The following is a 20,540-nucleotide window of genomic DNA, read 5'->3' as shown; positions in this document are numbered from 1 at the left end:
TAAGGAGTGTTGTCTGTCAACTTAAGTATGGTCTAAGACGGCTGCGCGACACTAGCCTCATCGAATCTCGATCACCGATTCACCGAATTTTCATCAGGAGCACATCCATGTCGAACCCAAGTGCCGTTACTGCCATCACTGCCAAACGCCTGACGCTGGCCCTGTGTGCCGCGGGCGTCATCGGTGGCGCGGTCGGTGCCATCGCTGTAAATCATAATAACGCCACTGCCAATGCCGCCGCCCCAAGCGTGCCTGCTGTTGTCGCGGCCGCCCCTGGCGCTGCGCCAGCTGCTGCCGTGGGCGCACCGTCGTCGACCGTGGCGCTGCCCGACTTCACGCGCATCGCTGCGCAACAGGGCAAGGCAGTGGTCAATATCCGCGTCGTTGGCGGCACCAAGACAGCTGCCCGTGGCGGTGCCGGCGGCATGCCAAGCCTCGACCCGGGCCATCCGCTGTACGAGTTTTTCAAGCAGTTTCAGGACCCGCGCTCCGGTGGTGAGCGCGGTGGTCGTGAAGCGCCCGTTTTCGGCGCTGGATCGGGCTTCATCGTAAGCCCGGACGGCGTCATCCTTACCAACGCACACGTCGTGCAGGGCGCTGACGAAGTCACGGTCAAGCTGCAGGATCGCCGCGAGTTTCGCGCCAAGGTCCTGGGCTCCGACCCGCGCACCGACGTGGCTGTGTTGAAAATCGATGCCAAGGGCTTGCCCGTGGCGCCGATCGGCAAATCAAAAGCGGTGCTGGTGGGCGAGTGGGTGCTGGCCATCGGTTCGCCGTATGGCCTCGAAAGCACCGTCACCGCCGGCGTGGTCAGCGCTACCGGCCGCTCGATCCAGGGTGACAGCAATGTGCCGTTCATCCAGACCGACGTCGCGGTCAATCCCGGCAATTCGGGCGGTCCGTTGTTCAACACACGCGGTGAAGTGGTCGGCATCAATTCGCAGATCTACAGCCAGACCGGCGGCTACCAGGGCCTGTCGTTCTCGATCCCGATCGATCTGGCCGTGCGCATCAAGGACCAGATCGTCGCCACCGGCAAGGTGCAGCATGCCAAGCTCGGTGTGAGCGTGCAGGAAGTCGGGCAGAGTTTCGCCGATTCGTTCAAGCTCGAATCGGTCGAAGGTGCGCTGGTGTCGAGCGTCGAACGTGGGAGTCCTGCGGAACGCGCGGGCCTGAAGTCCGGCGACGTGATTCGCGTTGCCAATGGCACGCCGATTGTCGCCTCGGCCGATCTGCCGGCCATGATGACGCTGGCCAAGCCGGGCGACAAGGTGGCAATGGACGTCTGGCGCGACGGCAAGCTGGTGCGCATCGATGCGACGCTGGCCGATGCGGCCGAGAAGCCGCGCCGCGCTCAAGCAGAAGAGGTGGGCAACGCCGTCGACAACAGCGCCCGACTGGGCCTGTCGTTGCGGCCCCTGGAGCCGATCGAGCGCCGCCAGAGCGGCATCGCCACTGGCCTGTTGATCGAAGATGCTTCGGGCGCCGCTGAAATGGCGGGCATCGAACCGGGCGACGTGCTCATTTCGGTCAACGGCCGGCCCGTGACGTCGGTGGTTCAAGTGCGCGAGATGGTGGCCAAGGCCAACAAGTCGGTGGCGCTGCTGATCCAGCGCGGCGGCGAAAAAATCTTCATCCCGGTGCGGATCGGTTAATTGGTTAAGATAGCGTAGCGCCCTCGGGTCGCACTTTTACAACGGGGGATGTATGCGGCTGCTGCTGGTGGAAGACGATACGATGATCGGCGAAGTGGTGCTCGACCTGCTCAGGGCCGAGCACTACGCAGTCGACTGGGTCAAGGACGGCGAAATGGCCGACACGGCCCTGCTGCAGAACCAGAACTACGACCTGGTGCTGCTCGACCTGGGGCTGCCGCGCAAGGATGGCCTCGAAGTATTGCGCTCGATGCGCGCGCGCAAGGACCGCACCCCGGTGCTGGTCGCCACCGCGCGCGACTCGGTGGCCCAGCGCATCGCCGGTCTGGATGCCGGCGCCGACGACTACGTTCTCAAACCCTACGATCTCGACGAACTGCTGGCGCGCCTGCGCGCGCTGCTGCGGCGCGCTGCCGGCCGCGCCGAGCCGATTTTCGAATACCGCAACATCACGATCAATCCGGTCACGCGCGAAATCATGGTCGACGGGACCCAGGTGTCGCTGTCGGCGCGCGAGTGGGCCGTGCTCGAAGCGCTGGTGGCGCGGCCCGGCGCCGTGCTCTCGCGCGCGCAGCTCGAAGAAAAGCTGTACAGCTGGCGCGATGAAGTCTCGAGCAATGCGGTGGAAGTGTATATCCACGGCCTGCGCAAGAAACTGGGCAGTGACCTGATCCAGAACGTGCGCGGTGTCGGCTACATGGTGCCCAAAGCATGAAAATGACGCACTCGCTGCGCGGGCGCCTGCTCTGGTTCCTGCTCGCGGCGATCACGATCGCGGCGGTGGCGCAGGCGACGATCGCCTACCGTACCGCGCTGCACGACGCCGACCAGATCTTCGATTACCACATGCAGCAGATGGCCCTGTCGCTGCGCTCGAGCACACCGTTGTCGAACGACGAAGCGCGTGCGCGGCAGGAAGCCGAAAGCGCCGGCGGCAACGACGACATGGTGGTGCAGATGTGGTCTCCCGACGGTGCCCAGATGTTCCACAGCGTCTCGCGCGCGCGCCTGCCGCAGCGCGCGGTGCTGGGCTTTTCGAACGTGCGCGCCAACAGCACGACCTACCGCGTGTTCTCGATCCAGACCTCGAATCAAACCGTGCAGGTCGCGCAGGACCTGGCCGTGCGCCGCAATATGGCCGGTAACCTGGCCCTGCGCACGCTGGGGCCCATCGCGGTCATGATGCCGATCCTGATGCTGGTCGTGTGGTGGGTCGTGAGCGGCTCGCTGCAGCCGGTGGCGCGCGTGCGCTCGCAGGTGGCGTCGCGCCAGGCCGACGATCTGTCCCCTGTCTCCGATACCGGCTTGCCCGACGAAGTGCGCCCGCTGGTGCAAGAGCTGAACCTGCTGTTTGGCCGCGTGCGCACTGCGTTCGAGGCCCAGCAGAACTTCGTGGCCGACGCCGCGCACGAACTGCGCACGCCGCTCGCGGCGCTGCGCCTGCAGGCGCAAAGCCTCGATCGCGCCGACACGCCCGAAGCGCGCCAGGTCGCGGTGGGCCGTCTGACGGCCGGCATCGACCGCGCCACGCGCCTGGTCGAGCAACTGCTGATCCTGGCGCGCCAGGAAGCCACCGCCGCCGAAGGCGCGGCTGCCAAGACCCGGCCGGTGGACCTGGCCGACCTGGCGCGCCGCACTGCTGCCGACCTGGCGGGCGTGGCCGCCGCCAAGGGCGTCGACCTGGGGCTGCAACAAGCCGACCCGGCCAGCGTCGACGGCCAGCCCGACGCGCTGCAGATCCTGCTGCGCAACCTGGTCGACAACGCAGTCAAGTACACCCCGGGCGGCGGCACCGTCGACATCTCGGTACTCAGCGGCGCCGGTACGGTGGCCGTGCAAGTGGAAGACAGCGGCCCCGGCATCCCGCCGGACGAACGCGAACGCGTGTTCGACCGCTTCTACCGCGTGGCCGGCAGCGAGGCCGCCGGCAGTGGCCTGGGCCTGGCCATCATCAAGGCAATCGCCGAGCGCCACGGCGCGGTGCTGACGCTGGGTTCTTCCGAGCGGCTGGGGGGCTTGATGGCGACCGTCACGTTCAAGACGCCGGTACAGACAAGTCTTTAGCAGCGCAGCTCGTGATAACGCTGGCGCAGGCTGAGGGTGTCCTGCGCCAGCGTCTCCTTCGATTCGCGATCTAGCCCGGGCTGCTCGATGCGTTCGTGGTCGACGATGGCCGCTTCGAGTGCGCGGCATTCGCGCTGTGCTCTCGCATCCAGCGCTTGACGTCGCAAAGCCGTCGTGTACTGCTGCTCGTTCATACCCAGAAGCGGTTTCAAGGCGCGGGCCATGCCCTCCTGTTGATATTCACGCGCGACTGTCGCGCCCACGCGGGACGTGCCCGACAGCTTGTCGACACCGCGCGCCGGCACCACGTCGAGCCGCTTCGCACCGAGGCAGGGCACGTCGGTATAGGCGATCTTGCCGGCCACTTCACATTTGTAGATCGTGCGGCTGGGCGCCGGCAGCTGCGCATGCGCGGGCAGCGAGGCAAGCAGCAACAACAGCGTGCCAGTGAAGGCAGCCTGGATTCTGAATGGGATGGTGTACATGGTGTCCGCCGCCGCCTTGCTGTCAAGCCAGGCAGGATACCGCAGCAGGCAGGGGCAAAATAGCGTCAATTGTCACGCCGACGCGGTGTCCATACTCACGGTAAAATAACCGGTTTGGCGGCTTTTTGTCCGCCTGTCTGCATACCGGGGAACCCATGAACAAGAACATATTGGCCGCCAGCGTACTGGCGGCAACGGCCGGCCTGGCGTCAAGCCAGGACATCGTCAAGATCGGCCATGTGGCCGGGATCACCGGGCCGGTGGCCTACTTTGGCAAGGACACCGAGAACGCCACGCGCATGGCGATCGAACATCTCAACGCGCGTGGCACCACGATCGCCGGCAGGAAGGTGACGTTTCAGCTGGTGGCCGAAGACGACGCGGGCGACCCGAAGCAGGCCACCAGCGTGGCGCAGAAGCTGGTGGACGCCAAGGTCAATGGCGTGATCGGGCATCAGACGTCGGGTACCACGATTCCCGCGTCGAAGATCTATCACACCGGCGGCATTCCGCAGATTTCGCCATCGAGCACCAGCCCGAAATACACGCAGCAGGGCTTCAATACGGCGTTTCGCACGATCGCCAACGACGTGCAGCTGGGCCAGGCCCTGGGCCGCTACGCGACCGGCGCCTTGAAGGTGCGCCGCGTGGCCGTCGTCGATGACCGCACCGCGTACGGCCAGGGCCTGGTGATGGAATTTTCCAGGAGCCTGCAGCAGCAGGGCGGCACGATCGTCGCGCGCGAATTCACCAACGACAAGGCGACCGACTTCAGCGCCATCGTCACCCGCATCCGCGCCACCAAGCCGGACATGGTCTTCTTCGGTGGCCTGAGCGCCACGGCCGGCCCGATGCTGCGCCAGATGAAGCAGCTGGGCATGAACGTGCGCATGATGGGCGGCGACGGCATCTGCTCGGACGAGATCTTCAAGCTCTCCGGCGGCACCATGGTCGATGGCCAGGTCGTGTGCGCGGAAGCGGGCGGCGTGCGCGGTGAAGGCAAGGCCGGCATGGACAAGTTCCGCGCCGACTACAAGAAGCGCTTCGGCATCGATGTGCAGATCAACGCGCCGTATGCGTACGACGCGACGATGGTGATGGCCGACGCGATGGTCAAGGCCGGATCGGCCGTCCCTGCGAAATACCTGCCATTCCTGGCCAAAGCCAATTACAAGGGCGTGACCGGGCCGGTGGCGTTCGATGCGCGCGGCGATGTGCGTGACGGGACGATCACCTTGTATGGTTTCAAGGGTGGCAAGCGCTCCTTGATCACGGTCACTAAGTAGGGTGGACGGCTGCGCCGTCCACGCGTTCAAACAGTCATCAGGTGCCGGAAAGTCGGCTCGATATTCTTCGCATGCAGATGGCGCACGATGTCCTCCAGCGTCGCGTCTTTCAGCAGCAGGCCTGCCGGTGGCGCAGGTGCAGACGCAGATGCAGTCATGGGCGCGGGCGCAGCCACCGGCGCACTCACCGCAGCCGGTTCGAGCATGCGCCATGCATGCTCGAACTGCTCCGCATCGATACTCTCCAACCCTTCCAGAAACCCAACCTGCCCGTTCGGCGGCGGCTGCATGTCCAGTCCCGGTTCGTCGGCAAACGACGCGCCCATGCCCGGGTGGATGAAGGCGGCCCACTTGCCGGTGCGCGGGTGCAGGCAGGGCGGCAGGGCGACCGGCGCGCGTACCGCGTCCGGCGCCAGCTCGACCTCGGGGAAATACGCATCGCGCAGGCGTTCGAGAAAAGCCTGCGCGCGCTCGGCCGGCACCGCCGTCGCGAGCGACAGCCACAAATAATATGCATCGCCGCCCGAGATGCTCACTGCGGGTGCGGGCAGCTTGAGCGTCGTCTGCAGCGCATTGGCGACTTCGCACAGGCGCGTCCAGTGCGCTTCGCTGTCGGCGCCCCTGGTCTTGCGAAACGGGATCATCATGGCGCGCGTCTGACCGTCGCCGCCCGTCAGGCTGACCGGCAACGCAAGGATGTCGGACGGCAGCACGTCGGCGGGAAGATACAGCCGCATCAATTCGGCAATCAGTTTGTGCATGGTGCTTTCAGGTGGAGTACGTACTTGGACGACAGGCACCATTCTGACACAGCGTGCCCGCCCGGCCAGCCCCAATAAAAAACGGCCTGCAATCGCTTGCAGGCCGTTGTTTCAACTCAGGTGCAGATCAGAACCGGTGCGCCAGGCGCGCGAACAGCGCCGCGCCATTCAGGCCGAACTGCACGCTCTCGTACTTGAAGCCGTTGTCGGTCTCGTTCGCATCCTGCACGGTTGGCTTGACGTCGAAGATGTTGGTGCCGCCCACCGTCAGGCGGGTCTTCTCGGTGAAGGCCCACGTGAAGGCCAGGTCGGCCGACGTTTTCGCTTCGTACTTCTGGTTCGGCACTGGTGGACCCGAGAACGTGCCCAGGGTTTGCGGACCGAAGTGGATCACGCGCAGCGCGGTTTCCAGCTTGCCCAGTGCGTAGTCGAAGCCCAGCGTGGCCTTGCGCCGTGGTGCGCCTTCTTCGATGAACAGGCGTTCGCGCTCGGACAGCAGCACGTCTTCAAAGCCGGCCAGCGCGGCCGGCGCTTTCACGCGCTGCACTTCGGTCTTGCTGAAGTTCGCGGCCAGGAACGTCGTCAGGCGGCCCGCGCCCAGAGTGGACCGGTTCGAGATCGTCAGGTCCAGGCCCTGCGTCTTGGTGTCGACCGAGTTGACGAAGAACTGCGCCTGGCCCACGCCCAGCTGCTGCAGCGTCGCGCCCAGCGCCGGGTAGTTGTCGGCATCAAAGCGGCCCGACAGCACGATGCGGTCATCGATGTCGATGCGGTACAGGTCGGCCGTGACCGACGTTGCCTGCGTGGGCGACCAGGTCAGGCCCAGCGTGTAGCTCTTCGATTCTTCGTCCTTCAGCTGCGGGATGCCGGCAGCGGCGGCCACGCGGCCACCGTTTGGCGCCAGCACGACGTCCAGTGGCTGGCCGCTGACGAAGTCGGTGAAGGTCGACGAGAAGTAGGCCTGCTGCAGCGACGGTGCGCGAAAGCCCGTGCTGGCCGAGCCGCGCAGCAGCACGTTCGGCGCCAGGCGATAGGCGGCGGCGAGCTTGCCGGTGGTGGTCGAGCCGAAGTCCGAGTAGCGCTCGTAGCGCAGCGCGGTCTGGATCTTGAGGCGGTCGGTGAGATCCGTTTCGATGTCGACGTAGGCCGCGTTGCTGTGACGGTCGGTATCGGTTTCGTCGCCCGGCTGGAAGCCCGGGAAGCCCTGGCTGCCGGCGTTGCCGCCAATGCCCACGCCATCGGCGTCGATGTACGAACCGGCTTCGCCGGCAAAGATCTGGTAGTTCTCGCGGCGGTGCTCGAGGCCGAACGCGACGTTCATGCCCTTGAACACATCGCTGTAGAAGCGGCTGATGTCGGCGTTGGTGGTCGCCTGGCGGAACGAGAACGCGCCTGCGTAGAAGCGGTCGGCGCTGCGGCCCTGGCCACCACCCAGCAGATCCAGATTGGCGATCGAGGCGTTGAGCGTGTTGGCGATGTCGTACTTCAGGCGGTTGTAGCCGTAGGTCTGCGACAGGTCGGCATTCCATTCGCCGGCCGTCCAGCGGTAGCCGACGGTGCCCCAGCGGTCATCGACCTTGCCGTTGATGAACGGCACGAACCCGTCCGGGTACATCGCGGCCGAATTGCGCGACGGGATGTCCTCGGAGCCCAGGCCTTCGCGGCCGAAGGCGGCCGACGAGGCGTCGCGCTGCTGCACGCCGGCGGTGAAGTAGAACTTGCCGCCCGCACCGGCCGGGAATTCGCCGTTCAGGTAAATGGTCTGGTTTTCGGATTTGGTGTCGCCGATGATGCGCGGGTTACCAGGCTCCGAACGGTTCGAGCGGCCGCGATCCGAGTATTCGCCGGTGATGCCCAGCACGCCGCCACCAAGGGCCACGCCGCAGTAGGCCGACGCCTGCCAGTTCTCGCCATCGCCTTCGGTGTACTGGCTGTAGCCGGCCACCGATTCGCAGCCCAGGCTTTTCTTCAGGTCGATGTTGATCACGCCCGCAATCGCGTCCGAGCCGTATTGGGCGGCGGCGCCATCGCGCAGCACCTGCACTTCGCGGATCGCCATCACGGGGATGCCGTTCATGTCGGTGCCCGTGTTGCCGCGGTTGCGCGCGCCGAACAGGTTCACCAGTGCGACCGTGTGGCGACGCTTGCCGTTGACGAGCACCAGGGTCTGGTCCGAGCCCAGGCCGCGCAGGGCGGCCGAGTCGATCAGGTCGGCGCCGTCGGCGCCGGTCTGGCGCGTCGAGTTGAACGATGGCGACAGGTTGCTCAGTACCTGCGCGAGGTCGAACTGGCCGCTTTGTTCGGCCGCTTTCGTCATCGGGATGAAGTCGATGGCGACCGGGGTGTCGGTGCTGGAGGCGGCGCCGACGCGGCGCGAACCAACGACGCTCACGCTGGGCACGACGGCGTCAGTGGTGATGGCGGGTGCGGTTTGCGCCTGGACGGCGACCGGGGCGAGGGCAAGTGAAGCGAGAATGGTGCTGCCATACAGACTGGACAACACGGAGCGGGGCATGATTTTGAGTTTGAGCACAGGTTTCTCCGAAGGATGTTCGGATACTATCAATGGATCCTTCGATTACCGTTGCAATGTGGCATTAACACAACGTTCTGATTGTATAACTTTGTATTATCAAGTCGGGTGCATAACTAATTTCCTGCGGTAAATAATGCGCGTGAGGTCAAAAAGGTCGGCTATACTGTGTTTTTATACAGTATTTGTCATTTGACATGAGCCCGGCGTGACACAGCCTCCGACCAACCAGCCTCCCGCAGCCACGACCCTGCCGCCCTATGCCGAGTTGTTCTGCCTGTCGAACTTCTCGTTCCTGCAAGGGGCGTCGCATGCCGAGGAGCTGGTCCTGCGCGCGGTGCAGCTCGGGTACTTCGCGCTGGGGATCACCGACGAATGCTCGCTGGCCGGCGTCGTGCGCGCGCATGCCGAGGCAAAAGAAGCCGGCCTGCCGCTCATCATCGGCGCCCACTTCCATTTGCAGAACCCCGATGGCAGTCCGGCGCCATCACTGATTTTGCTGGCGCAGAACCGCCAGGGCTACGGCAACCTGTCCGAATTCATCACGCTCGGACGCACGCGTGCCGAGAAGGGCACGTACCTCTTGACACCCGATGACCTGGCCGAGCCGGCACCCGAGAACGCGCATCTGCGCCACATGCCCGATTGCCTGGCGATCCTGCTGCCGCCGTATCCGGGGCACGAAGCGCAGGACGTCGACCGCCTGCATGCGCAGGCGGCGTGGATGGCCACCACCTTTCCGGGGCGCGCCTGGCTGGGTCTGACGTCGCTGCACCGCGCGTTCGACGATGCGCATCGCGCCACGGTCGAAGAAGTCGGCTGGCAGCACGGCTTGCCGATCGTGGCGCTGGGCCACGTGTGCATGCACGTGCGCTCGCGCAAACCGCTGCAGGACACGCTGACTGCCACGCGCCTGAACAAGGCGGTGGCCGACTGCGGCTACGGGCTGGCGCAGAACGCCGAGCAGCACCTGCGCTCGCGCCTGCGCCTGGCCAATCTGTACACGCCACAAGTGCTGGCCGAGACGGTGCGCGTGGCGCGCCTGTGCACGTTCTCGCTCGACGAACTGCGCTACGAATACCCGGACGAAGTGGTCCCGCCCGGCCACACGGCGGCGAGTTTTTTGCGCGCCGAAACCTGGATCGGCGCGCACCGGCGTTTTCGCGAGGGCATCCCGGCCAAGGTGCAGGCGCAGATCGAGCACGAGCTGGCGCTGATTTCCGAGATGCGCTACGAGCACTACTTTTTGACGGTGTACGACATCGTGCGCTTCGCCCGCTCGCAGCACATCCTGTGCCAGGGCCGCGGCTCGGCGGCCAATTCGGCTGTCTGCTATTGCCTGGGCATCACCGAGGTCGATCCGGCCCGCGCCAGCCTGCTGTTCGAGCGCTTCATCTCGCGCGAGCGCAACGAGCCGCCCGACATCGACGTCGACTTCGAGCACCAGCGGCGCGAAGAAGTCATCCAGTACATCTACAACAAGTACGGGCGCGATCGCGCGGCGCTGGCGGCGGTGGTGATCAGCTACCGTCCCAAGAGCGCGCTGAGGGACAGCGGCCGCGCGCTGGGCATCGACCTTGGCATCGTCGAGAAGGTGGCCAAAACCCACCACTGGTTCGACAGCCGCGCCGATCTGCTGGGCCGCCTGGCCGAGACCGGCCTGGATCCCGAAGCACCGCTGTCGCGCCAGTGGGCCACGCTCGCGCAATCGCTGCTGAACTTTCCACGCCACCTGTCGCAGCATCCGGGCGGCTTCGTCATCGCGCGCGGCAAGCTCTCGCGCCTGGTGCCGATCGAGAACGCCGCGATGGCCGACCGCAGCGTCATCCAGTGGGACAAGAACGACCTTGAGGAACTGGGGCTGATGAAGGTCGACGTGCTGGCGCTGGGCATGCTGTCGATGATGCGGCGCGGGCTGGAGCTGGTGGGCCAGCGTTACGGCAACGTGTTCGAGATGCAGGACATCCCGGCCGACGATACCGCCACCTACGACATGATCTGCCAGGCCGATACGGTGGGCGTGTTCCAGATCGAGTCGCGCGCGCAAATGAGCATGCTGCCGCGCATGCGCCCGCGCGTCTTCTACGACCTGGTGATCGAGGTGGCGGTGGTGCGCCCCGGCCCGATCCAGGGCGGCATGGTCCATCCCTATCTGCGGCGCCGTCAGGGCTTTGAGCCGGTCGTGTATCCGAGCGCCGAAATGAAAGTGGCGCTCGAGCGCACGCTGGGCGTGCCGATCTTCCAGGAGCAGGTGATGCAGGTGGCGATCCTGGGCGCGGGCTTCACGCCGGGCGAGGCCGACCAGCTGCGCCGCGCGATGGCGGCCTGGAAGCGCAAGGGCGGGCTGGAACATTATTACGAGCGCATCACGAGCGGCATGCTCGAACGCGGCTACACCCTTGAATTCGCCGAGGCGATCTTCAGCCAGATCCAGGGCTTCGGCGAATACGGCTTTCCCGAGTCGCACGCGGCCAGCTTCGCCTTGCTGGCGTATGCCAGTTCATGGCTCAAGTGCCACGAGCCGGCGGCGTTTCTATGCGCGCTGCTCAACAGCCAACCGATGGGCTTTTACAGCCCGTCGCAACTGGTGCAGGACGCTCGCCGTCATGGCATCGAGGTGCGGCCAGTGGATGTCGCCGTCAGCGGCTGGGATTCGGCACTTGAAGAATACGATCCGCACGAGCGCACGCGCCAGCCGGCGGTGCGCCTCGGCCTGTCGCTGCAGCGCGGGATGAAGATCGATGCGGCCGAACGCATCGAGCAGGCGCGCGCCGTGCGGCCGTTTGCCGATGTGGCCGACCTGGCGCGCCGCGCGGGCCTGGACCGCAGCGACCTGCAGGTGCTGGCGGCGGCCGGCGCGCTGCAATCGCTGGCCGGGCACCGGCGCGAGGCATTGTGGGAAGCCTCCGGCGCCGCGCCCGACAAGGACCTGCTGCGCCCAACGGTACCGCGCGAAGAAGCGCCGGTGCTTGCGGCGCCAAGCGAAGGCGAAGAAATCGTCGGCGACTACCGCGCGCAGGGCCTCACGCTGGGCCGCCATCCGCTGGCGCTGCTGCGCGAACGCCTGCTGGCGCAGCGCTTCCTGCCCGCGTCGATGCTGATGGATTTCCAGAACGGCCAACTGGCGCGCGGCTGCGGCCTGGTGACGGTGCGCCAGCGCCCCGGAACGGCCAAGGGCGTGCTGTTCCTGACGCTTGAAGACGAAACCGGCAACGTCAACGTGATCGTGTGGCCGTCGCTGGTGGAGCAGCAGCGGCGCGAAGTCCTGAACGCGCCGCTGCTCGGCGTCTACGGCATCTGGCAGCGCGAGGGCGAGGTGCGCCACCTGGTCGCCAAGCGGCTGGTGGATCTGTCGCACCTGCTCGGTGGGCTCGATACGCGCAGCAGAGATTTCTGCTGATGCACAGCCGGGGTCAGGTCTGACATTCGGACACGACCTCAGCCTTAGTCACTTCCAAAAGTCTCTTGCCCAGTTGAGCATGGTTCTGTGCCAGCTCGTTCCGACAACTCGACTGTCGAGATCGTGTCCGAATGTCAGACCTGACCCCGGCTTTTCTTCTGGTCGCCAACTTTCCTGTGGCGGCAGGCCGTTGCGTTGATAGAATGGTTATTGCATCAATATCACGGGAACAGCATGGACAAGACAAGCCGGGGCAGGGGAACGGGGCGCGTGACGCTCGAGCAGGTCGCGGGCATGGCCGGTGTGTCGATCATGACCGCTTCGCGCGCACTGAGCCAGCCGCAACTGGTGTCCGAGAGCACGCGTCTCAAGGTCGAACATGCCGTGGCCGAACTGGGTTACGTGCCCAATCGCGCCGCGCGGGCGCTGGCGTCGTCGCAGTCGCATGTGATCGTGGTGCTGGTGCCGTCGCTGTCGAATGCCGTGTTCACGGCTGTCCTCGAAGGCATCCACGACGCTGTCGCCCCGGGCCAGTACCAGCTCCTGATTGGCAATACCTATTATTCGCAGCTCGAAGAAGAAAAGCTGTTGCGCACCTATCTGCAGTCGAACCCTGACGGGATCCTGTTCTCGAGCCAGGTGAGGAGCCCCGCCGTGGCCAAGATGCTGGCGGCATCGAAGGTGCCGGCGGTGGCCATGATGGATTTGTCCGATGATCCGGTCGTGCTGTCGGTCGGCTTTTCGCAGTACGAGGCCGGCATGGCCATGACGCGCCACCTGATCGCCAAGGGATACACACGTATCGGCTTCATCGGCGCCCAGCTCGACGAGCGCACGCTGCGCCGCGCCGATGGCTACCGCGCCGCGATGGCGGCGGCGGGCCTGGCCGATCCTGGCCTGGAGTTGATGGTGCCCGAACGCTCGACCATCGCGCTGGGCGCCGGCCTGATGGCGCAGCTGATGGCGCTGCGGCCCGACTGCGACGCCGTCTTTTGCTGCAACGACGACCTGGCCCACGGCGCCGTGTTCCACTGCCAGCGGCAAGGCATCCGCATCCCGCAGGACATCGCGGTATGCGGCTTCAATGACTTGCCCGCGTCGGCCTGGATGATGCCGTCACTGACAACGGTCGACACGCCGCGCTACCAGATCGGCTTCGAAGCCGCTGGCCTGCTGCTGCAGGTGATCAAGGGCGAAGAGCCGGCCGAGCGGCGCATCGACCTTGGCTTCACGCTGCGCGACCGCGAGAGCGCCTAAGCGGGATCAGTAGGTTTTGTAGGGCAGGAATTTGCCCGACAAGACCACGTTCACGCGGTCACCTTTCGGGTCCTCGGTGCGCTGGATGTCCATCGAAAAATCGATGGCGCTCATGATGCCGTCCCCGAATTCTTCGTGGATCAGCTCCTTGATCGTGGTGCCGTACACGCTGACCAGTTCATACCAGCGGTAGATCAGCGGGTCGGTCGGCACGGCCGTCGGCAGCGAGCCTTTGTACGGCACGATCTGCAGCCAGGCGATCGCTTCGTCGGACAGATCGAACATTTTGCCGACCGCTTCGGCCTGGGGTTTGGTCAGGGTCATCTGGCCCAGGCAGGCGGCGGTGGTCCATTCCTTTGACAGGCCCGTGGCCTCGGTCACATCGCGCCATTTGATGCCCTTGCGGACCTTGGCGGATACGATCAGTTTGGTGACATCTTCACGGCATGAAATCATGTGGCTGCTCCAGAAAGTGGTGGGGATCTGCGTGTTCACGCATTACCTCAGCAAAGCGCGTGCCATGAAGGAAGTCGACGGCGAAGCAGATAGACCAGGCCGCCAAGGCAAGCAAGAAGTCACCACGCAGCCCGCGAACTACGCACTGCGCAGGCGCAGGCGCCCGAAATGGGTGCACGGCCAGCGGGTTTACATTTCCAGGCCGCGAGCGCACAATCGCGGTATATTTGTTAGCGGTAACATAAGGCAATGACCACAGAACCAATGAGCGATAAAAAGGGAACGGCCTGGATCATCATGGGCGTGAGCGGCTGTGGCAAGAGCCAGATCGGCGCGCGCCTGGCGAACCAGCTCGGCGTGGAATTCATCGAGGGCGATGCCTATCACTCCGACGTGAACATCGCGCGGATGTCGGCTGGTACGCCGCTGACCGACGACGACCGCCACGACTGGCTCGTGACGCTGCGCGACCTGCTGGCGCGGCGCGAGGGCGGTGCGGTGCTGTCATGCTCGTCGCTCAAGCGCAGCTACCGCGACCTGCTGCGGGGCGCCGGCGGCGACGTGCGCTTCGTACACCTGGCCGGCGAGCGCAGCCTGCTGGCCGAGCGTGTCAGCAATCGTCCCGGCCACTACATGCCGCCATCGCTGCTCGACAGCCAGTTGACAACGCTCGAACCGCTGCAGCCGGACGAAGCCGGCATCACGCTCGACATCCGCGATACGCCAGCGCAGCTGGTGGCGCAGATTCTCGCGCGCTCCTAAGCAAACAGCCGCAGGCTCGTCACGACCGGCGCTACGTCAGCGCGCTGATCGCCCTGACGTAGCGGGGCAAGGCACCGCTACGCATCTCCCATCAGCAGCATGTAGGTCGTCGTCCGGCTGACAATGGTATCCCCCCCCTATGCGTGTCGGGTAATCGGTACGCCAAATGCAGATGTGTTTGACGCCTCCCGAAAATCGGACTATATTTTTTATATCGTTTTGGAAACCTTTCCAATCCAGTATTGCGCACCAAAACCATTCGAGACCAACGCAAAGTTGGCGGCGTGTGGCACGGCAATCCGGCACGGCCACATTTTCTTGTCGTGAGAAAAGAGGAGTCAACGTGAGTCACCTACACCAGCAATACCACTCCAGATGGAAGCCGTTCCAACTGCTTGTCGCCGGCCTTGCGCTGGCCTGCAGCGCGCAAGTGACCGCCAGCGTCACCAACCCCGTCATCGGCCAGCTGCTGTGGTCCGAAGAATTCAATGGCACCAGCGTGAATACCAGCGTCTGGAACCTGCAGGACGGGAACGGCTGCCAGATCGGCCTGTGCGGCTACGGCAACGCCGAGCTGCAATACTACAGCCCGAACAACGCCACCATCGCCAACGTGCCGTTCGAATCGGGCACGCGCGCGCTGGCGATCCAGGCACGCAGCCAGACCGTGGGCAGCAACCTGTTCACGTCGGCGCGGCTCGACTCGCGCAACAAGGTGCAGGTGCAGTACGGGATGATCGAGGTGCGCATGGCCACGCCGAACCTCGGCACCGGCCTGTGGCCCGCTGCCTGGCTGCTGGGCGTGAGTCCGCAGACCTGGCCGCGCAACGGCGAGATCGACATGATGGAGATGGGGCACAAGGCCGCGGCGCGGGCCGAGGGCGGGGCGCCGTCGTCGAACCATTTCGTCGGCGCCAACGTGATCACCTGGCAGCAGGCCGCCTGCGTGTCCGGCAACGAGAGCTGCGCCGCATCGACTGCGTGGCAGACCGATAACTGGCACGTGCCGACCACCTCGCTGGCGAACCGGTTCGTTACTTACCGCTTCTACTGGACCGAGAGTGAAATGCGCTTCTCGGTCGTCGACAACGGCGTCGAGCACAATCTTTACAACGCGCCGCTGCCGGTCAATTCGAGCGCGCTGCAGGCGCCGTTCTACCTGCTGCTGAACATGGCCGTGGGCGGCAACTTCACCGATGCGGCCAATGCCAGCCAGGTCACGGCGCCGCTGCCGGGCACGATGTATGTCGACTATGTGCGCGTGTACCAGCTCGATGGCAAGGGACAGGTCAAGCTGGGCAACCAGAGCGTGCCCGAAGTGGCGGGCAAGTTCGGCATCTTCACCGATAACACGGCGGTCAATGCCAAGCTGGTGGCGGGCACCAGTTCCGACATCTTCCTGTGGAATGCCGCGTCCAGCGGCGCCGGCAACACGGCGCCGTACGAAGGCAGCAACGTCATCGCCTGGAACTACACGGCGCCGGGCCAGTGGTTCGGCGGCGGTATCCAGGCGCGCCAGGTGCGCGACCTGTCGAACTACCGCACCAACGGCACGGTCAAGTTCCGCATCAAGATCCCGGCCAACGTGGGCTTCCGGATCGGTGTGGGCGACACCTTCACCAACCAGAACTGGGTGAACTTCCCGGCCAATACCACCGCCTATGGGCTCACGCGCAACGGACAGTGGGCGCAGGCATCGATCCCCGTCTCGACGCTGCTTGGGCCACTGGTGGCGGCGCAGTCGCTGTACGACATCTTCATGATCTCGAGCATCGATGGCAGCCTGCCCACGTCCAGCTTCCAGTTCGCGATCGACGATATCGTCTGGGAGTCGGGCGGTGGCGGCACCACGACGCCGCCAGCGCAGACCGGGCCGACGTCGGTGAGCCAGACGTCGTCGACGATGCTGCAGTTCCGCACCACCACCGGCAGCTGGGCCGACGTGCACTACACGGTCAACAACGGCGCGCAGCAGAACGTGCGCATGCAACTGGCCAATGGCGTGAACACGTTCACGGCCGGTGGTCTGGCGATCGGCAACGTGGTGCGCTACACCTTCACGTACTGGGACGCGGCGCGCAACGCTGCCGTCGATACGGCGCAGCAGACCTACACGATGCAGTGATCTAGGGCACCAGTACCTGCAGGCGATACGTGCGGCCCGCGTCGATCCTGTCGATGCGGGCCGCAGCCAGTTCGACGCCGTCGCACGTCACCGTCACGCGATCGACCGCGCCGCGCCGGATATCCACCTCGAACGTCGCGCCGCGGAAGCGCCGCGTGACCGTCATGCCGGGCCAGCCGGATGGCAGTTGCGGATTGACCGTCAAGCCATTCGCATCACCCTTCAAGCCACACAGGCCTTCGATCAGGCAGCGATACACCCAGGCCACGGTGCCCGTGTTGAACAACTGGCTCGAGCGCCCGGCCGTGCGCGGGTACTCGTGGTACGCGCCGCGGTAGTAGTTGGGGATGAAGACGGGCAGCTGGCCGCGCTGCAGGTAGTCGGCCAGGTCCGGGCCGGGAATCATCTTGCGCAGCGCGTCGAAGGCGCGGTCGGCCTCGCCAATCGTGTACAGGCTGAAGATGTAGAACACGGCGGCGTGGTTGTAGACCGCGCCATTCTCGGCCGAGCCGGGATGCTTTTGCGTGACGCGGCCGATGTCTTCGCGCATCGCGCTGTAGGGCGGGGCGAACATCTGCACGCCGTAGGGAGTCTTTAATTGCGCATCGATCTCCGGCAGCATCTGCGCGCGCTGCGCGTCGTTTGCGGCGCCCGACAGGAATGCCCAGCTTTGCGGGTTCAGGTAGATGCGGCCTTCGGTATCGGCCGCCACGCCGAACTTGACGTCGTCGTCGGTGATGCCGCGTGCGAACCAGCTGCCATCCCACAGGTGCGCATTGGCAGACGCATTCATGGCCGCTGCACCAGCGCGGTAGCGCGCCTGCATCGCCTCATCATCGCGCGCGGCGCAGACGTCGGCCCACAGGTTCAGCGCGTAGGCGGCGGCCACGGTGAGCCAACCCGAGACACCGCGGCCCTTGTAGCCGACCATGTTCATCGGATCGCACCAGTCGCCCTGTTCGATGTAGGAAAGGCCCCGCGCATCGCGCCGCAGCAGGAGCCAGTCCATCGCCAGGCAGATGCGTTCGAACGCGGATTTGACGTCGCCAGCGTGCGCGGTGACCGGTACGTCGAGGATGGCCGCGTCGCCCGTTTCGTCGAGATAGGCTTGCAGGCAGACGGGCAGCCAGACGCAGTGGTCGGTGTGCGGAATCTGGTTGATGTATTTGAGTTCGGCGCCTTCGAACAGCAGAATCCCGTCCGGCATGGCGCCATTTTCTTCCTGCTGGCTCAGCGCGTGCAGGAAGGCAGCGCGGGCAGCGGCCGGCTTGACGAACACCATGCCCATATTGTCCTGCAGGTAGTTGCGGGTCTGCGGATCGGTGCTGAGACGATTGACGTCGCCGTGGTAATACACCTGGCGCGCCAGCCACGTGTTGACGAAATTATCCAGTTCGGGGTCGGGCGTGGCGATCTGCAGCACGCCGTCACCTTCGGCGATGTAGGCGGCGTAGTCGCGCGCGGCAGCGGCAAAGCCTTCTTCGCTCAGATAGCGCTGGCGCAGCTGGGCAATCTCGGCATCGTCGAACGCAGGGCCGAACAGCTGGCGGCGGGTGGCGGCCTCGCCGGGCGCCAGGGCCAGGCGGTACTGGACGACAGCGGCCGGGGTTTCGTAGCGCGCATCGCCACAGGGCAGCAGCGCGGGCGCCAGCGTCGATGGCGCATGCAGGCCGCCTTCGCCTTCGAACACTTTTTGCCCGGTTTCCCAGGCGTCGGGCACGTGCTCGCACAGCAGCACCGTGCGGTCTTTCAGCAGGCGGTTCTTGAAGAAATCATCCAGCTTCTGGTACGGCGTGATGCAGGTTGCGACGATGCCGCCCAGGTCGTGCCGGTACTCTGCCGACTGGTTCATCCACGACATGTAGCCGACCGTGAAGTACGGGTAGATGCTGATGCGGCGCGGGCGCTCCGACAGATTGGTGACGGCCACGGTCCACAGTTCGGCGACATCGTCGACCGGCAGCGCGAGCGTCAGGTCGATGCGGATGCCCAGTTTTTCGATCGTCCATTGCAGGTCGGTGCGCCCGACTGAGAACGCAAAATGGTCAAGCCCACCGCGCACCGGTTCGTACGGCGCCGAAAACAGCTCGCCCGTGTCTTCGTCTTTCACGTACACGAAGCGGCCCGGATGGTGGGCATAGTAATTCTGCTCCGGCTGCATGAACGATTTTGCTTCCATGTTCGGGCCGTGCGAGTACTTGCCGGGTTCGGGCTGCATGAACTGCGCGGTGGCGTAGCCGCGGCAGGTCGTCTGGATCATCATCCTGCGGTTCCACAGGAAGCCGCCCGCCTGCGGCATGGCGGTCGGGCTGGTGAGCACATAGCGGTCGTCTTGCGGGTACAGCATCGGGGCAATCTCCATTGGAATCATGGCGCCGCCTTGCGCGCGGCCAGTTCGGCGCCCATGCGCGCCAGGGCCTTGGCGTCGAGGTTATACAAGCACATCACCAGCACGGCCACCAGCGCAAAGGCAGCCGGCACGAACGACATCAGCCAGACGATGCCGGCCTGCGAGCCGACAGTCTGCGCCGCGTTGGGCACGTAGCCGAGCCACGTAAAGACGGCGCCGATGACACTGACCGCCACCGCGGTGCCGAGCTTTTGCGAGAAGGTCGCGGCGGCGAAGGTCATCGCGGTGGCGCGCCGGCCGGTGCGCCATTCGTTGTAGTCGGCGGTGTCGGCATACATCGAGAACGCCAGCGGCGACTTGGGTCCGAGCACCAGGCCCAGGCCCGCCTGCAGCACGAACATCAGGTCGATCCGGTCGGCCGGGATCAGGAAGAACAGCGACGACAGCACGGCGGTGCAGCTCATCAACAGGATCATCAGCAGCTTCTTGTCGATGAAGCGCGTGAGCAGCGGCGTGCAGGCTGCGCCGACGGCGGCAAACACCATATAGGTCGGCACGAAGGTCGCCATCAGCTCCGGGCGGCCGACGACGTACTTGAAGTAGTAGGCCGAGGTCGTGGTGCGCAGCGTGATCGTCACCATGATCACCAGGGCCAGCACGAACAGCACGACCCAGGGCCGGTTGGACGCCAGGTCGCGGATGTCGCGCCAGACGTCGCTCTTCTGGCCGGGCGGGGGCAGCACGCGTTCACGCGTATTGAGGAAGGTGATCAGGAACATGACCGATGCTGCGACGCTCCACGCGAGCATCGTCAGTTGCCAGCCGCGCACGTCGTCACCGGCGCCGAGCCATGCCACCATCGCCGGTGTGGCGGCTGTGACGAGCGTGCTGCCGGCGAAGGCGAAGATGAAGCGCAGGCCGTTGATCGTCGAGCGCTCCTGCGGATCGTTCGAGATCACGCCGGAGAGCGCGTTGTAGGGAATGTTCACGCAGGTGTAGAAGACCATCATCGCCAGATAACTGCCGTAGGCCCACAGCAGCTTGCCGTTGGCGTCCAGGTCGGGCGTGGTGTAGGTAAGCACGGCCGCCGCGCCAAGGGGGATCGACATCCAGATCAGGTAGGGGCGGAACTTGCCGAAACGGGTATTGGTGCGGTCGGCAAAGGCGCCGATCACGGGGTCGGTGAAGGCGTTGATCAGCTTGATCGAAGCGAGCAGGGTGGCCGCCTGCGCCGCCGAAATGCCGAAGGTGTCGGTATAAAAGATCAGCAGGAAGGTGGCGATATTGGCCCAATAAAAATTGAAGCCCATGTCGGCCACGCCATAGCTGATCTTTTCTCGCCAGGCGAGGTTGCCGCCCGTCGCCACAGGTGTCTCAGGCCCGCGCTTGAACATTGATTGTCTCCA

The 20,540-nt window shown here is 65.2% G+C and carries 14 protein-coding genes; 8 read left to right on the top strand and 6 right to left on the bottom strand.

Annotated features, from left to right (window positions below; translation table 11 throughout):
• Window positions 1-107: 107 nt before the first annotated feature.
• From AC56LY_RS14065 to AC56LY_RS14055, 3 genes are read left to right on the top strand one after another with little or no spacing between them, the layout of a single operon-like run.
• Window positions 108-1,655, top strand: coding sequence for a Do family serine endopeptidase (locus AC56LY_RS14065; protein WP_499580473.1), 1,548 nt, complete (start codon window positions 108-110; stop codon window positions 1,653-1,655).
• 52 nt (window positions 1,656-1,707) lie between these two features.
• On the top strand, window positions 1,708-2,370 hold the full coding sequence (locus AC56LY_RS14060; protein WP_258835222.1) for a response regulator: 663 nt from the start codon (window positions 1,708-1,710) through the stop codon (window positions 2,368-2,370).
• Entirely contained in the window at window positions 2,367-3,719 is a 1,353-nt protein-coding gene (locus AC56LY_RS14055) for an ATP-binding protein (RefSeq protein ID WP_499580471.1), read from the top strand. The genes AC56LY_RS14060 and AC56LY_RS14055 overlap by 4 nt, the downstream gene beginning before the upstream one ends.
• Here AC56LY_RS14055 and AC56LY_RS14050 read toward each other — a convergent pair.
• Window positions 3,716-4,204, bottom strand: a complete 489-nt coding sequence (locus tag AC56LY_RS14050; protein ID WP_499580469.1) for a hypothetical protein — start codon at window positions 4,202-4,204, stop codon at window positions 3,716-3,718. The two genes, AC56LY_RS14055 and AC56LY_RS14050, sit on opposite strands and share 4 nt — an antisense overlap.
• A gap of 155 nt (window positions 4,205-4,359) precedes the next feature.
• Between AC56LY_RS14050 and AC56LY_RS14045 the strand changes: the two genes are divergently transcribed.
• Complete coding sequence (locus AC56LY_RS14045; RefSeq protein ID WP_499580467.1) at window positions 4,360-5,490, top strand: branched-chain amino acid ABC transporter substrate-binding protein; 1,131 nt, start codon at window positions 4,360-4,362, stop codon at window positions 5,488-5,490.
• A 26-nt stretch (window positions 5,491-5,516) separates the two neighbouring features.
• Here AC56LY_RS14045 and AC56LY_RS14040 read toward each other — a convergent pair whose 3' ends face one another.
• Both AC56LY_RS14040 and AC56LY_RS14035 read right to left on the bottom strand, forming a co-directional pair.
• A complete protein-coding gene (locus tag AC56LY_RS14040) occupies window positions 5,517-6,251 on the bottom strand; it encodes a hypothetical protein (RefSeq protein ID WP_499580465.1) in 735 nt (244 codons plus the stop codon).
• A 127-nt stretch (window positions 6,252-6,378) separates the two neighbouring features.
• Window positions 6,379-8,784, bottom strand: a complete 2,406-nt coding sequence (locus AC56LY_RS14035; RefSeq protein WP_499580463.1) for a TonB-dependent receptor plug domain-containing protein — start codon at window positions 8,782-8,784, stop codon at window positions 6,379-6,381.
• A 208-nt stretch (window positions 8,785-8,992) separates the two neighbouring features.
• Here AC56LY_RS14035 and AC56LY_RS14030 point away from each other — a divergent pair, with 208 nt between their 5' ends.
• On the top strand, window positions 8,993-12,184 hold the full coding sequence (locus tag AC56LY_RS14030) for an error-prone DNA polymerase (protein ID WP_499580461.1): 3,192 nt from the start codon (window positions 8,993-8,995) through the stop codon (window positions 12,182-12,184).
• A 234-nt stretch (window positions 12,185-12,418) separates the two neighbouring features.
• Entirely contained in the window at window positions 12,419-13,441 is a 1,023-nt protein-coding gene (gene gntR / locus AC56LY_RS14025) for an HTH-type transcriptional regulator GntR (RefSeq protein WP_499580460.1), read from the top strand.
• 6 nt (window positions 13,442-13,447) lie between these two features.
• Here the strand turns inward: gntR and cynS are convergent, their stop codons facing one another.
• The gene (cynS, locus tag AC56LY_RS14020) at window positions 13,448-13,897 is read right to left on the bottom strand and encodes a cyanase (RefSeq protein WP_499455110.1); all 450 of its coding nucleotides are present in this window, start codon (window positions 13,895-13,897) and stop codon (window positions 13,448-13,450) included.
• Between the two features lie 249 nt (window positions 13,898-14,146).
• Here cynS and AC56LY_RS14015 point away from each other — a divergent pair, with 249 nt between their 5' ends.
• Entirely contained in the window at window positions 14,147-14,659 is a 513-nt protein-coding gene (locus AC56LY_RS14015; RefSeq protein WP_499580458.1) for a gluconokinase, read from the top strand.
• 343 nt (window positions 14,660-15,002) lie between these two features.
• Window positions 15,003-16,784, top strand: coding sequence for a glycoside hydrolase family 16 protein (locus AC56LY_RS14010; protein WP_499580456.1), 1,782 nt, complete (start codon window positions 15,003-15,005; stop codon window positions 16,782-16,784).
• Between the two features lies 1 nt (window position 16,785).
• Here AC56LY_RS14010 and AC56LY_RS14005 read toward each other — a convergent pair whose 3' ends face one another.
• Window positions 16,786-19,155 carry a GH36-type glycosyl hydrolase domain-containing protein gene (locus tag AC56LY_RS14005; RefSeq protein WP_499580454.1) on the bottom strand — a complete coding sequence of 790 codons (2,370 nt, stop codon included), beginning with the start codon at window positions 19,153-19,155 and terminating at the stop codon, window positions 16,786-16,788.
• Window positions 19,152-20,528 carry an MFS transporter gene (locus tag AC56LY_RS14000; protein WP_499580452.1) on the bottom strand — a complete coding sequence of 459 codons (1,377 nt, stop codon included), beginning with the start codon at window positions 20,526-20,528 and terminating at the stop codon, window positions 19,152-19,154. Before AC56LY_RS14000 ends, AC56LY_RS14005 begins: the two co-directional genes overlap by 4 nt.
• Window positions 20,529-20,540 lie beyond the last annotated feature (12 nt).

The sequence above is a fragment of the Telluria sp. ZT3P25 genome (assembly GCF_059685895.1).
Note: the sequence above shows the minus strand (reverse complement) of the source record. Positions and strands in the feature narration are given on the sequence as shown.

Bases quoted from the DNA above. Each gene is read 5' to 3' on its own strand.
- AC56LY_RS14065 (WP_499580473.1), top strand. From the start codon at position 108: ATGTCGAACCCAAGTGCCGTTACTGCCATCACTGCCAAACGCCTGACG.
- AC56LY_RS14060 (WP_258835222.1), top strand. From the start codon at position 1,708: ATGCGGCTGCTGCTGGTGGAAGACGATACGATGATCGGCGAAGTGGTG.
- AC56LY_RS14055 (WP_499580471.1), top strand. From the start codon at position 2,367: ATGAAAATGACGCACTCGCTGCGCGGGCGCCTGCTCTGGTTCCTGCTC.
- AC56LY_RS14050 (WP_499580469.1), bottom strand. From the start codon at position 4,204: ATGTACACCATCCCATTCAGAATCCAGGCTGCCTTCACTGGCACGCTG.
- AC56LY_RS14045 (WP_499580467.1), top strand. From the start codon at position 4,360: ATGAACAAGAACATATTGGCCGCCAGCGTACTGGCGGCAACGGCCGGC.
- AC56LY_RS14040 (WP_499580465.1), bottom strand. From the start codon at position 6,251: ATGCACAAACTGATTGCCGAATTGATGCGGCTGTATCTTCCCGCCGAC.
- gntR (WP_499580460.1), top strand. From the start codon at position 12,419: ATGGACAAGACAAGCCGGGGCAGGGGAACGGGGCGCGTGACGCTCGAG.
- cynS (WP_499455110.1), bottom strand. From the start codon at position 13,897: ATGATTTCATGCCGTGAAGATGTCACCAAACTGATCGTATCCGCCAAG.
- AC56LY_RS14015 (WP_499580458.1), top strand. From the start codon at position 14,147: ATGACCACAGAACCAATGAGCGATAAAAAGGGAACGGCCTGGATCATC.
- AC56LY_RS14005 (WP_499580454.1), bottom strand. From the start codon at position 19,155: ATGATTCCAATGGAGATTGCCCCGATGCTGTACCCGCAAGACGACCGC.
- AC56LY_RS14000 (WP_499580452.1), bottom strand. From the start codon at position 20,528: ATGTTCAAGCGCGGGCCTGAGACACCTGTGGCGACGGGCGGCAACCTC.